Origin of the sequence: Pseudomonas marginalis, from assembly GCF_024169655.1 — a bacterium.
Taxonomy (GTDB): domain Bacteria; phylum Pseudomonadota; class Gammaproteobacteria; order Pseudomonadales; family Pseudomonadaceae; genus Aquipseudomonas; species Aquipseudomonas paraveronii.
Genome location: NZ_JALJWV010000001.1, coordinates 3399750 through 3412552, shown reverse-complemented (window position 1 = coordinate 3412552; position 12803 = coordinate 3399750). Strand labels below are relative to the sequence as shown.

The 12803-nt window shown below is 59.6% G+C and carries 14 protein-coding genes; 9 read left to right on the top strand and 5 right to left on the bottom strand.

What is annotated here, in order from left to right; genetic code table 11:
- Positions 1-32: 32 nt before the first annotated feature.
- The 6 genes from J2Y83_RS15405 (at position 33) to J2Y83_RS15380 (ending at position 6578) form a co-directional block, all read left to right on the top strand.
- Positions 33-968: a sugar ABC transporter substrate-binding protein gene (locus tag J2Y83_RS15405; RefSeq protein ID WP_253396448.1), complete on the top strand. Its 936-nt coding sequence runs from the start codon at positions 33-35 to the stop codon at positions 966-968.
- A 65-nt stretch (positions 969-1033) separates the two neighbouring features.
- A complete protein-coding gene (locus tag J2Y83_RS15400; protein ID WP_253396446.1) occupies positions 1034-2587 on the top strand; it encodes a sugar ABC transporter ATP-binding protein in 1554 nt (517 codons plus the stop codon).
- A 58-nt stretch (positions 2588-2645) separates the two neighbouring features.
- Positions 2646-3668 (top strand): ABC transporter permease, encoded by a 1023-nt coding sequence (locus J2Y83_RS15395; RefSeq protein ID WP_247402430.1) that lies wholly within the window; start codon positions 2646-2648, stop codon positions 3666-3668.
- Positions 3669-4074: 406 nt separating this feature from the next.
- The gene (locus J2Y83_RS15390; protein WP_078742055.1) at positions 4075-4479 is read left to right on the top strand and encodes a TraR/DksA family transcriptional regulator; all 405 of its coding nucleotides are present in this window, start codon (positions 4075-4077) and stop codon (positions 4477-4479) included.
- A 139-nt stretch (positions 4480-4618) separates the two neighbouring features.
- Complete coding sequence (locus J2Y83_RS15385) at positions 4619-6259, top strand: methyl-accepting chemotaxis protein (protein WP_373423753.1); 1641 nt, start codon at positions 4619-4621, stop codon at positions 6257-6259.
- A gap of 115 nt (positions 6260-6374) precedes the next feature.
- Positions 6375-6578, top strand: coding sequence for a hypothetical protein (locus tag J2Y83_RS15380; RefSeq protein ID WP_247402428.1), 204 nt, complete (start codon positions 6375-6377; stop codon positions 6576-6578).
- Between the two features lie 6 nt (positions 6579-6584).
- Here the strand turns inward: J2Y83_RS15380 and J2Y83_RS15375 are convergent, their stop codons facing one another.
- From J2Y83_RS15375 to J2Y83_RS15365, 3 genes are all read right to left on the bottom strand, one after another.
- Positions 6585-6821, bottom strand: coding sequence for a DUF2789 domain-containing protein (locus J2Y83_RS15375; RefSeq protein WP_253396444.1), 237 nt, complete (start codon positions 6819-6821; stop codon positions 6585-6587).
- Positions 6822-6893: 72 nt separating this feature from the next.
- Positions 6894-7124, bottom strand: coding sequence for a hypothetical protein (locus J2Y83_RS15370; protein ID WP_247402423.1), 231 nt, complete (start codon positions 7122-7124; stop codon positions 6894-6896).
- Between the two features lie 109 nt (positions 7125-7233).
- Entirely contained in the window at positions 7234-7509 is a 276-nt protein-coding gene (locus J2Y83_RS15365; protein ID WP_247402420.1) for a hypothetical protein, read from the bottom strand.
- Positions 7510-7925: 416 nt separating this feature from the next.
- On the opposite strand from J2Y83_RS15365, the gene J2Y83_RS15360 reads away from it, so the two are divergent.
- A complete protein-coding gene (locus J2Y83_RS15360; protein WP_017846547.1) occupies positions 7926-8375 on the top strand; it encodes a hypothetical protein in 450 nt (149 codons plus the stop codon).
- Between the two features lie 132 nt (positions 8376-8507).
- On the top strand, positions 8508-9524 hold the full coding sequence (locus tag J2Y83_RS15355; RefSeq protein ID WP_253396442.1) for an ABC transporter substrate-binding protein: 1017 nt from the start codon (positions 8508-8510) through the stop codon (positions 9522-9524).
- Between the two features lie 89 nt (positions 9525-9613).
- On the opposite strand, the gene J2Y83_RS15350 is transcribed toward J2Y83_RS15355, so the two are convergent.
- Positions 9614-11740 (bottom strand): TonB-dependent receptor, encoded by a 2127-nt coding sequence (locus J2Y83_RS15350; protein ID WP_253396440.1) that lies wholly within the window; start codon positions 11738-11740, stop codon positions 9614-9616.
- 92 nt (positions 11741-11832) lie between these two features.
- Complete coding sequence (locus tag J2Y83_RS15345) at positions 11833-12222, bottom strand: DUF2946 domain-containing protein (protein ID WP_253396438.1); 390 nt, start codon at positions 12220-12222, stop codon at positions 11833-11835.
- A gap of 93 nt (positions 12223-12315) precedes the next feature.
- On the opposite strand from J2Y83_RS15345, the gene J2Y83_RS15340 reads away from it, so the two are divergent.
- Entirely contained in the window at positions 12316-12753 is a 438-nt protein-coding gene (locus tag J2Y83_RS15340; protein WP_253396436.1) for a DUF3995 domain-containing protein, read from the top strand.
- Positions 12754-12803 lie beyond the last annotated feature (50 nt).

Genomic DNA, 12803 nt, shown 5'->3' with positions numbered 1-12803 from the left:
AAAACCAACAAGAAAGTGGAGACAGACCGTTCATGAAGACCCCGATCCGTTTTACCGCGCTGGCGTTGTCCCTGCTGCTGGCCAGCGGTTTTGCGACAGCTGCCGATCTGAAGATCGGCGTGAGCATGTCGCAGTTCGATGACACCTACCTGACCAACGTGCGTGAGTACATGGACAAGCAAGCCAAGTCCTATCCCAAGGGCGATGGTGTGCAGTTGCAGTTCGAAGACGCGCGCGCCGACGTGGTCAAGCAACTGAGCCAGGTCGAGAACTTTATCAGCCAGAAAGTCGATGCGATCATCGTCAACCCGGTGGACACGGCGTCCACGGCGCGAATCAGCAAGTCAGCGCTCGAGGCGGGTATTCCGCTGGTCTACGTCAACCGCCGACCGGACCAGAAAGATCTGCCCAAAGGCGTGGCCGCCGTGACCTCCAATGATGAAGAGGCCGGCCGCATGCAAATGCAATACATCGCCGAAAAACTCGGCGGCAAGGGCAAGGTCGTGATCCTGCTCGGTGACTTGGCGAACAACTCCACCACCAACCGGACCAAGGGCATCAAAGAAGTCCTGGCCAAGTACCCGCAGATCAAGATCGAGCAGGAACAGACCGGTATCTGGCTGCGTGACCGCGGGATGACCCTGGTTAACGACTGGTTGACCCAGGGCCGCGAATTTAATGCCGTGCTGGCCAATAACGATGAAATGGCCATTGGCGCCGCCATGGCGTTGAAGTCGGCCGGCACCAAGCCCGGCAGCGTCTTGATTGCGGGGGTCGACGGCACGCCGGACGGCTTGAATGCGATCACTAAAGGCGAAATGACCGTGTCGGTGTTCCAGGACGCCAACGGTCAGGCAGTCGGCTCGGTGGAGGCGGCGCGCAAGATGGCGAAGAAGGAGACGATCGAGCAGAACATTGTCATCCCGTTCAAGCTGATTACCCCGGACAACGTCAAAGACTTCAAGTAGCCCCACCATCACAACAATAAGCCGGCAGGGCGGTCGTGCCCGCCCTGCCGATGGAGTACCGTCCTATGCTTGCTCAAGCCACTGTCTCGCAGCCTCCCGGTATCCAGCCTTCACTGCTGGAAGAACCCTACCTGCTGGAAATCCTCAACATCAGCAAAGGTTTTCCCGGTGTGGTGGCCCTGGCCGATGTGCAACTGCGCGTGCGCCCAGGCTCGGTGCTGGCGCTGATGGGTGAGAACGGCGCGGGGAAGTCGACGCTGATGAAAATCATCGCCGGCATCTACCAGCCCGACGCCGGCGAAATCCGCCTGCGTGGCAAGCCGATTGTGTTTGAGACGCCGCTGGCCGCGCAAAAGGCCGGGATCGCGATGATCCACCAGGAACTCAACCTGATGCCGCACATGAGCATCGCCGAGAACATCTGGATCGGCCGCGAGCAGCTCAACAGCCTGCGCATGGTCAACCACCGCGAAATGCACCGCTGCACCGCGCAATTGCTCGCCCGCCTGCGCATCAACCTCGACCCCGAGGAGCATGTGGGCAACCTGAGTATCGCCGAACGGCAGATGGTCGAGATTGCCAAGGCGGTGTCCTACGATTCCGACATCCTGATCATGGATGAACCGACGTCCGCCATCACCGAGAAGGAAGTCGCCCACCTGTTTTCGATCATTGCCGACCTCAAGGCCCAGGGCAAAGGCATCGTCTACATCACGCACAAGATGAATGAAGTGTTCGCCATCGCCGATGAAGTGGCGGTATTTCGTGACGGTCAGTACATCGGCCTGCAGCGCGCCGACAGCATGAACGGCGACAGCCTGATCTCGATGATGGTCGGCCGTGAACTGAGCCAGTTGTTTCCGGTACGCGAAACGCCCATCGGCGAGTTGCTGTTGTCGGTGCGCGACCTGGGCCTGGACGGCGTGTTCAACAACGTCTCGTTCGACCTGCATGCCGGCGAGATCCTCGGCATCGCCGGGTTGATGGGCTCGGGCCGCACCAACGTGGCGGAAACCATTTTCGGCATCACCCCAAGCACCCGCGGGCAGATAACCCTCGATGGCAAGGCGCTGCGTATTACCGACCCGCACATGGCCATCGACAAAGGCTTTGCGCTGTTGACCGAGGATCGCAAGCTCAGCGGGCTGTTCCCGTGCCTGTCGGTCTTGGAGAACATGGAAATGGCGGTGCTGCCGCATTATTCGGGCAATGGGTTTATTCAGCAGAAAGCCCTGCGTGCGCTGTGTGAAGACATGTGCAAGAAGCTGCGGGTGAAGACCCCGTCGCTGGAGCAATGCATCGACACGTTGTCCGGCGGCAACCAGCAAAAAGCCCTGCTGGCGCGCTGGCTGATGACCAAGCCGCGCCTGCTGATTCTCGATGAGCCGACCCGTGGCATCGACGTCGGCGCCAAGGCCGAGATCTACCGTCTGATTTCTTTCCTCGCCAGCGAGGGCATGGCAGTGATCATGATTTCCTCGGAGCTGCCTGAAGTGCTGGGCATGAGCGACCGGGTGATGGTGATGCATGAAGGCGAACTGATGGGCACCCTGGACCGCTTAGAGGCGACCCAGGAAAAAGTCATGCAGTTGGCCTCCGGTATGACCGCAGTCCACTGACGAACAGCCGCGCGGGCCTGCGGTTGGCCCGCGCCATAGAATAAAAAGGTGATTGGCTATGAATGCAATAACAGACAACAAGCCTGCCACGGCAACGGTCAAGCGCCGTCGACGCTTGCCGACGGAGCTGAGCATCTTGCTGGTGCTGATCGGCATCGGCCTGGTGTTTGAAGTGTTCGGCTGGATTGTGCGTGACCAGAGCTTCCTGATGAACTCCCAGCGCCTGGTGCTGATGATCCTGCAAGTGTCGATCATCGGCCTGTTGGCCATTGGTGTGACCCAGGTGATCATCACTACGGGCATCGACCTGTCTTCCGGTTCTGTCCTTGCGTTATCGGCGATGATCGCTGCCAGTCTTGCGCAAACATCCGATTTTTCCCGTGCGGTGTTTCCGTCGCTGACTGACCTGCCGGTGTGGATTCCGGTCGCGGTTGGCCTCGGTGTGGGGCTGCTGGCGGGGGCGATCAACGGCAGCATTATCGCGGTGACCGGTATCCCGCCGTTCATCGCAACGCTGGGGATGATGGTGTCGGCCCGTGGCCTGGCGCGTTATTACACCGAAGGTCAGCCGGTGAGCATGCTCTCGGATTCCTACACGGCCATCGGGCATGGCGCGATGCCGGTGATCATCTTTCTGGTGGTGGCGGTGATCTTTCATATCGCCTTGCGTTACACCAAGTACGGTAAGTACACCTACGCCATCGGCGGCAATATGCAGGCGGCGCGCACCTCGGGGATCAACGTCAAGCGCCACCTGATCATCGTCTACAGCATCGCCGGGCTCCTGGCGGGCCTGGCCGGTGTGGTGGCCTCGGCGCGTGCCGCCACCGGCCAGGCCGGCATGGGCATGTCCTACGAGCTGGATGCAATTGCCGCCGCTGTGATCGGCGGCACCAGCCTGGCCGGCGGGGTAGGGCGCATCACCGGCACGGTGATTGGCGCGCTGATCCTTGGGGTGATGGCCAGCGGGTTTACCTTTGTCGGGGTCGACGCGTATATCCAGGACATCATCAAGGGCCTGATTATCGTGGTGGCGGTGGTGATCGACCAATATCGCAACAAGCGCAAGCTCAAACGCTGACGCCGTGCAACATGTGGGAGGGGGCTTGCCCCCGATGACGGTGTATCAGTCAAGTAGGTGTCGACTGACACTCCACCATTGGAGGCAAGTTCCCTCCCACATTCAGACCTGCGCTCATCAGATCTAACCGTTTGTCTTCTATATAGCTCCACAACACTGAATTTCTTGCTATAAACGCACTCCGATGACCATTCGCCAAGCCCGTCCTGGTGTCTTTGGCGGTTATCTTGGAAAAAATGCCTGTCTTTTCAGTTGCTGCGCCCTCAAGTCGGCCTTAGACTGCCGCCCCTCGTAAATTGAGTGCCGGGTGGCGCTTGGAATGGATGGCGCCTTTCCGAGACCTGCAGAGGTCGACCGGAACGCTCCCTTATTCGCCTTAATGCACGTATTTTTTATAGAGAAATCAATGACAAAGGAAAAGTTGCTGGCCATGCCGGCGGATGACTACATGAATGCCGAACAGCACGCTTTTTTTGAGCAGTTGCTGCAAGACATGAAAGTGGAACACCACGAGCGCATCGAACAGAACCGCATCGCCATTGAAAGCCTGGACACCCCGGCCGACCCGGCGGATGCCGCTTCCGTGGAAGAGGAGCGCACCTGGTTGGTGAATGCCATTGATCGCGACCAGCGCATGCTGCCGCAGCTTGAGCGCGCCCTGGAGCGCATCAAGGAAGATTCCTTTGGCTGGTGCGATGACAGCGGCGAGGCTATCGGCCTCAAGCGCCTGCTGATCAGCCCGACCACCAAGTACTGCATCGAAGCGCAAGAGCGCCACGAGCAGATCGACAAGCACCAGCGCCAAGCCTGATGCGCTGAAGCCGGGGGGGCGAGTACTGCGCTCCCCAGGGAAAATACCCGTTACGCCCGGTCTATTGATCTGCTGCAAGCTCCCCCACTAAAGGCCCATAGATAATGGCCGGATAGTGGCGTTTAATGCAGAGACAATAATGACAAGCAGTGGGGTGACGAAGATGGCTGGGGACGGACCTCTGGTGGGCGCAGCAGTGCCACCGCAAGCGATGGTGAGCGGGTTGCGCGGCTGGCTGACGCCGCTCTTGCAGAGCACCGCCCTGGTGCTGGTGCTGCTGGGCCTTGCGTTTGCCAGCCTGCCGATTTATCTCTGCCTGACACTGGCCTTGCTGGTGATCTGGCTGCCCCGCCTGAAAAAACGCACGCCTAGCGCGGCGCCGTCTGAAGCGGCCGATGCCATTGGCGACCTGACCCGCGACCTGTCCCATACCACCAGCCACAACGCATTGTCGGCGGCCGGCGTGGCCTATTCGGTCAAGCAACTGGCTGCTCGCTTGCAGTCGCAGTTGAGCGCCGCCCAACAGATCGTCAGCAGCGCCGAAGTGATGATCAGCACCGAACAAGTCACCTCCCAACTCAGCCGCCAGGCACTGGGTGCCGCCAGCCAGGCGCATCAGCGCAGCACCGAGGGCCGCGAAGTGCTGGCCCAGTCGATCACCCGCATGCACCAGCTCAGCCAACGTGCGAATGACAGCCGCGAGATGATTGAAGCCCTGAGCCAGCGCAGCGAGGAAATCCAGCGGGTGACCCTGGTGATCCAATCCATCGCCAGCCAGACCAACTTGCTGGCCTTGAACGCCGCCATCGAAGCCGCCCGTGCCGGCGAGCATGGGCGCGGGTTTGCCGTGGTGGCCGATGAAGTCCGCGGGCTGGCCGGCCGTACTGCAACTGCCACCGAGGAAGTTGGGGTCATGGTGGCCGATATCCAGCAACGCACGGGCCAGGTGGTGGAACAGATTCGCCAACTGTCGACAGACCTGCAAACCGGTGTGGAGCAGGTGGAGCACGCGGGTGAGCAGTTGCAGAACATCGCCAGCCTGGCGGCGGATGTCGAAGGGCAGGTCAACGAAATCGCCCAGGGCACCGATACCAACCGGGCCCAACTCGACAGCTTGTTCCATGCCGTGGAGCAAATGCGCAGCGACCTGACGGTGAGCGACGAGCAAACCCGTCAATTGGCCGATGCCGCCGTGCAAATGGAAGGGCAGGCCGAAACCATCAGCGAACGCCTGGCCGAAGTAGGGCTGGATGACTATCACCAACGCATCTACGACCTCGCCCGCGAAGGCGCGAGCCGCATTGCTGAACAGTTCGAAGCGGATGTACTGCAAAACCGTATCAGCCTGGAGGATCTGTTTGACCGCAGCTACACGTCGATCCCCAACACCCGCCCCAGCAAGTTCCACACGCGCTTTGACGGCTACACCGATCAGGTATTGCCAGCGATTCAAGAGACGCTGCTGCCGCGCCATGAGGGCCTGGTATTTGCCATCGCCTGTACGCAGCAGGGGTATGTGCCGACACACAACAAGGCGTTTTCCCAGCCGTTGACTGGCGACGCACAGGTGGACGCTGTACAGAATCGCACCAAACGCAAGTTCGACGACCGTACCGGGATTCGCTGTGGCAGCCATCAGCAAGCGGTGCTGCTGCAGACCTACACCCGCGATACAGGCGAGCTGATGCACGACTTGTCGGTGCCGATCATGGTCAAGGGCCGGCATTGGGGTGGGTTACGCCTGGGCTATAAACCCGAAAGCACGAAGGCCAAGCGCTGAGTATTGTTGCGGTTTATGCAATGGAACTATTCAGGGGATAGCTTTTTCTGACCGGAGGAAAAACGTAGCATGGCCGACGTTGTTAGTCAGCTAACGATTGCCGCGGAGAAGCTCCATGCAAAACAAAGTCGATGTCGCTGTGATGATTGGCAGTGGCGTACCCGAAACCCTGCGTGCGCGGGGTCAAAAGGCTTGTTGGGTCGTGCTGCTCAACGGTGAACAGCGTGGCACGGCCTTCGCCAGTCGTGATGAAGCCGAGGAGTGCAGGGCCGCCTGGCAAGCGCTGTTGCGCATGGAACAGTCAGACAGCCTGCATTGAGGGGCGTTATTGCGTTTGGTGCAGACGCTGGTTCAGTTCATCCACGGCCATTGCCCATTCGGCGTCTTCACGGAGTTCTTCCTTGAGCAACTGAGCTTGTTGGGGCGCCCAGAAGGGCGCGTCGATCAGCTTCACGTCATCGGCCAAAGGATGCGCGGCGATAAACGCATCGATGGCCTTCGGGGTGGAATCCAGGCCCAGTTGATCAAACAGGGTTTCAAGGGTCGGTACTGGCGCGTCCATATCGTTCTCCGTGCGGTTGTTTGGGGGGATATGCATCGGAGGCTTTTCGCGCAGTAGAGTTCGATCGGATTCTTAGGTGGTCAGTGCCCCTGAGTCCACCGCAGTCTTGAGTGCCTTGGCGGCTTCTTTTGCCGCGATGTCGGCGGTGTCTGCGGTCTTGAACCAACGATCTTTTTCCACTTGGTGCATTGTGATCGTGGTCAAGGGGGGCTTGGCACGCATTACGATAACTGCTTGGAATTCACCGTCTACTTCTCTGGCTTCGCCATGGATAAAAAATTCGCCAATATCAAATTCCGTCACGTATAACCTTCCCTTCAAGGTAACTGCACTGATGAAACCTGACCCGAGGGGGCAAACTTCAATCGACGGACCAGTATGGCAGTTGTTGAGGGGCGGCGGCGCGGTAAAGTCATCCAGGTGACGAAACGATCCCGCCATGAGGGGCGTGCAGTGCGGCTTCGAGGGTTTTTGCCAGTTCGCAGGCACGGATATGGTTGCTGCGAAAGCCTTTGATCCTGCCGCTGGTTACTTCCAGAATATGAAAGAAGTTCCGGCCGGCGGGTACAACTTGATAAAGCACGGAGTTCGAGTACCCATTATGGCTTTGCAAGCAGTAGTATTGGCGCTCGTCTTGATAGGATGAATGAGTGCCGGAAGACGTAGCGTCGTGTTGACGTCGTTGCATGGTCAGCTCCTGTCGATCGATCTGGTTGGCCCGCCTGCAGCGGAACGGGTGGTTTTGACCCGTGTTGCTGTTTTAGTATTGTCGTCAGCGGTCGGCACTCGGTTCCATACCCAGGTATTTTGTTTTGTGCAGATTGTCGGAAACTGCGTTTTTTAATTGGGTTATTCTCTGAAGCTGCTCGACCCGTCTTCTCGGGCCGTTAAACCTGTGATTTGCTGTGAAGATCGATGGCTTGCATAAGGCCTATCGTGTATGCCTGTATTGGTCTTACGGCAGCGCAAGGGGCGTTTTTTCAGGTTTTTTAATAAATGTGTTGTGTGAGCGTGCCGTTAAGGCCGTTTTTTTGTGCTGCCCGTTCCGGCGGACAGTGCTTTTTTTGATGTGGGGGCGTTTCCTTGGCAGTCAGTAATCTGGATATGCACGCGTTATTCGTGCTGGGTGATTTGCGCGCAAAGTTGGTCAAACAGTTTCAATCCCGTTTTGTTTACATCACTGAACAAACACCGGAAGGCATCTACATCGCCGAGATCGATACCGAATCGGCGTTGGTCGTGGATGACAAACAGCGCCTTGAACTCAAGGTAGGCGATCATTTTCGCGCAGCGGTATTGCCCAGTCGCGAAGGTGGCAAGTTTGAATTGAAGTTCCGCGATATCAAGTTGACGGTGTATGGCTTGGGCGACTATGCCTTTGTTTCCTCGGCCGAAGGCCAGGGCATTGTGTTCAAGGAAGGTCACAGCGTGATGCTGGTGTTTGCCGCCAACGAACAATTGCAGGAAGGCTTGACCAAAACCCTCAAGGCCGTGACCGGCAAGGCCGCCAAGTGGCGCAAGGGTGAACTGGTGACCTTCAAGGCCAGCGAATAACCCGGCCGTACAGCGAACAGCCTTTATCTCCCGGAACCTCTACTACAGTTGAGTTGACTTAACTATTCAGAGGCTTCGCGCATTGGCGGCAAAGCCGTCCGTTTTTGCTGCGAACACGTGAGGTGCAAAGGCATGAAAGGATTGAGAACCCTGTTGGCGGCGTCCCTGGCGACCTTGAGTCTGTCGGTGGCTTCGTTGCCCGTTTCGGCTGCGCAGGCGCCTGTGCATTTCGCTGATTTGAACTGGGAAAGCGGCAGTCTGATCACCGAAGTGCTGCGGTATATCGTCGAGAAGGGCTATGACCTGCCTACCGACACCTTGCCCGGCACCACCATCACCCTGGAAACCGCCCTGGCGAAGAATGATATCCAGGTGATCGGCGAAGAATGGGCGGGTCGTAGTCCGGTGTGGGTCAAGGCCGAGGCCGAAGGCAAAGTCGCCGGGTTGGGCGATACGGTCAAGGGCGCCACCGAAGGCTGGTGGGTGCCGGAGTACGTGGTCAAGGGCGACCCTGCCAAAGGCCTCAAACCGCTGGCGCCAGACCTGAAAAGCGTCGCGGACCTGGCGCGTTACAAGGACGTGTTCAAGGACCCCGAATCCCCCGGCAAAGGGCGCTTTCTCAACAGCCCCATTGGCTGGACCTCGGAAGTGGTCAACAAGCAGAAACTCAAGGCCTACGGCCTGGATGACAGCTATGTGAACTTCCGCAGTGGCTCGGGGGCGGCATTGGATGCCGAAATTGCCTCCTCGATTCGTCGTGGCAAGCCGGTGCTGTTCTACTACTGGTCACCGACGCCCTTGATGGGGCGCTACAAGTTGATCCAACTGGAAGAGCCGCCGTTTGATGCACAGGCGTGGAAGACGCTGACGGATGCGGACAATCCCGATCCGAAGCCGACGCGGTCTCTGGCGTCCAAGTTGAGTATTGGGGTGTCTACGCCGTTCCAGAAAGAACATCCGCGGATTGCCGGGTTCTTCGAGAAGGTCGAATTTCCGATTGAGCCGCTGAACAAAGCCTTGGCGACCATGAGCGAGAATCACACGGCGCCACGGGACGTCGCGCTGGCGTTCCTCAAGGCGCATCCCGAAGTGTGGAAGGCATGGTTGACGGAGGATGTGGCGCAGAAGGTTGAAGCCAGCCTGAAATAGCGGCCCATCCCGCTGCAGAACGCAGATCAAGCATGTGGAAGCGGGCGTGCCACAGTACGCCCGCTCTCACATTGGTTTGTATTGCAGGGTCAGAAGCGGGTTTGCACCGCCACTTCAAACGTCCGTGGCGCCCCCAGGTAATACGCCGGGGACACATGGGCGAACTCGGCATACACCTCGTTGGTCAGGTTGCGCACGCGGCCGGTCACCGAGGTGTGGGCGTCCACCCGGTAGCGCAGGAATGTTCCGAACAAGGTGTAGGCCGGCACTGTCTGGGTGTTGGCGTTATCCGCATACACCTGGGCGACATATCGCGCGTCCACACCGCCTTGCCAATCCTCGGAAAAATCATAGGTCAGCCACAGGTTGCCGACACGCTTGGGCACGTTGGTCGGCGTATTGCCCTTGCGCGAAACCACCGCGCCGCTGGCGATTTTCTCGTTGAACTGGTCGTACTCGGCATCCACCCAGGCGAAGTTGCCTTCGGCGAGTAGTCGCGGCGTGATGCGCAACGAACTGGCCAACTCAATGCCTTTGGACGACTGCGCGCCTACCGGGATGCTGTTGATGGGGTCCAACGGGTCGGTGACGGCAAAGTCCTTGCGCTCGATTTTGTAAGCGGCGACGGTGGCCGAACCGCGACCGTCCAGGTAGTCGAATTTACTCCCCACTTCCCATTGCTTGCCGGTCGACACGTCGAATACCTGGGTGGTGGTGCTCGGCTGTTCCGCGGCCGTGCTGTATTGCACGTACACATTGGCCGTCGGGATGAACTGGTAGGTCAGGCCTGCGCGCCCGGTCACCGGCTCCCAACTGCGCGTGAAGTGCCGTGGGCTGCTGGCGGTTATCGCGCCGTGGTTGGTGACATCCAGGTCGATGGCGTCGTAGCGCAGGCCCGTCAGCAGTGTCAGCTTATCGGTCAGGCCCAGGCGATTTTCCACAAACAGCGCTTTGGTGGTGACCTCGTTGGTCTTGTCCCTGATAAAGCCCGGTCGGGTGCCAGGGATATCGTAAAAGTGCCCAGGGTCGTAGTGGTCAGGATCGACCGTGCTGTTGCCTGCGGCTCTCAGCGGGCTGTTGGTTGTGCTGTTGACCTTGTATTCGAAGCCCCCGGACCAGGTGGTGGAGAGGCCGAACACGCTGTCGTCGTGACGCAGTTCGAACTGGTTGCCATTCTGCTCGCCCTGATGACGTACCTGATACGCGGTCGAGCGGTTCACCGCGCTGTTATCGGCGTTGTACTGGTAGGTCTCCAGGTTGCGGTAATCACGCTGGCTGTCCAGGTGGTACAGGGTATTTTTCAGCGTGGTGCTGTCGTTGACCCGGTAGTCGATGATCGAGCGCGCCCAAAGCGTGCGCTGTTCGTAACGGCCGTCGGCGACGTTGTAATTGTTGAAGCGGTTGTGTTTATCGATCTTCAGTTCGCCGGCCTTCGGGTTCAGCACCGGCGTGCCCCAGTACGGACTGTCTTCATGCTCGTCCTGGTATTCCAGGGCCAGGGTATGGGACAGGTTGGGGGTGAGGTCGCTGAGCAGGGAAAACGCTACGCTCCAGGCGTCGCGCTGGTCGCGGTCGATGTAGCTGTGGTTGGTGTTGCGGCTGACGTCCAGGCGTGCGTAATGCTGCACGTCGGCGCTGGGGTCGGTCAGCGCGTGGTTCAGGCCGAACGCCATGCCGGCGGTGTCGTAGCTGCCATAGGTCAATTGGCCTTCGGCGGCCTGTTCCTCGCGGGTCGCCAGCTTGGTCACGTAGTTCAGCGAACCGCCCACGGAGCCCGCGCCATTGATCAAGGACGAGGGGCCGCCGACCAGCTCCACCCGATCATAGATCCACGCGTCCACCGGCCGTGCCAGACCCGTGGCGACGTTGATGCCGTTGAACATCTGGGTGATCTGGCTGCTGGTAAACCCGCGATACGAGACAAAGCCCCCAAACCCCGGCGGCGCGCTGGCGTTGACGCCGGGCAAGGTATTGGCCGCATCCCGGAAAGTCTTGGCGCCATGGCGCTCGATGTCATTGCGGTTGGCGATAGCCACCGAGGCAGGCGTTTCGCGCACGCTCAGCCCCAGCCGCGAAGCGACGCCACTGGACTGGTCCAGGGCCAGGCCGGGTTCGCGGGTGGGGTCGCCATCGATGGTAGTCGGGGCGAGTTCGAGCGCCCAGGCACAGACAGGCAGGCAGCCGAGCAGGCCCGCCAACAGAGGTAGATGTTTCATGCTTGAATCCTGAAAACCTGCTTGAAAACAACGCACAGTCGCCCGTACTTCCTTGCGGAAACGGCGTCAGTGCAGATCAGAAAGCGTGAGGATCAGGCGAGGGCGGGCGGTGCCCGTGGGTGGGCCGTGGGCCAGGTGAAGCGGGCAGGGATGTCAGCGGCCAGTACGATAGCCGGCGGCGGTGCATGGGGTTGCGGCAACACCGCGACGTTGAGGCTGGAGCTCAGCGCCGGGCCCATGCCGCCGGTGGAACACAGCGGGCAACCAAACGCCTTGGACAGCGTCGGCAGGCTTTCATCGGTGGAGTTGGACGGTTTGGGCGCCTGGGTGCGTGGGTCGACGGTACAGAACTGCCCGCCGATGCCATTGAGCTGCATGCCCACCATCTGCCCATGACCGATGCTGCACGCGAACACATTGAACAGGACGCAGCAGTAGAGCATCCAGGCAATGAGCGAACGGTCGGCACGGGCGATTTTCATGGGGCGGCACTTTACCATCAGCCGCCGACGAAATGCCTGCAAAAAAACTCAGGGGGACTATCCTAGATCGCACAAATTCTGGGAGAGGCCGCCATGAGCTTTATCGTCGCACGATGGATCGTCGGTATTTTCACCTTTGTCAGCATGGTGCATTTGTATTGGGCCGCCGGTGGCAAACTCGGCAGCCTCGCCGCCATCCCCCAACTCCCCGGCGAATTCGCCAGCGGACCCCGCCCGGCGTTCAAGCCCTCGGCGTTGGGCACCTTTCTGGTGGCGCTGGGCCTAGTGGCAATTGCCTTGCTCGTTTGCCTGCGGGCCGGGCTGTATTTTTCGGCGGTGTCCCATGGCGCATTGCAATGGGGCATCAGCGCGATCGCCGTGATCATGTTTGCCAGGGCGATCGGCGATTCGGAGCTGGTGGGCTTTTTCAAGAAGGTAGGTGGTTCGCGGTTTGCGCGGTGGGATACGTATTTTTATTCGCCGTTGTGCCTGGTTCTGGGGGCCGGGTTGTTGGTGGTGGCATGGAGTTGATCGGCTGATCACGCAGCGAGCCTCCACACCCGTTTTGTAGTTTGTTTGCG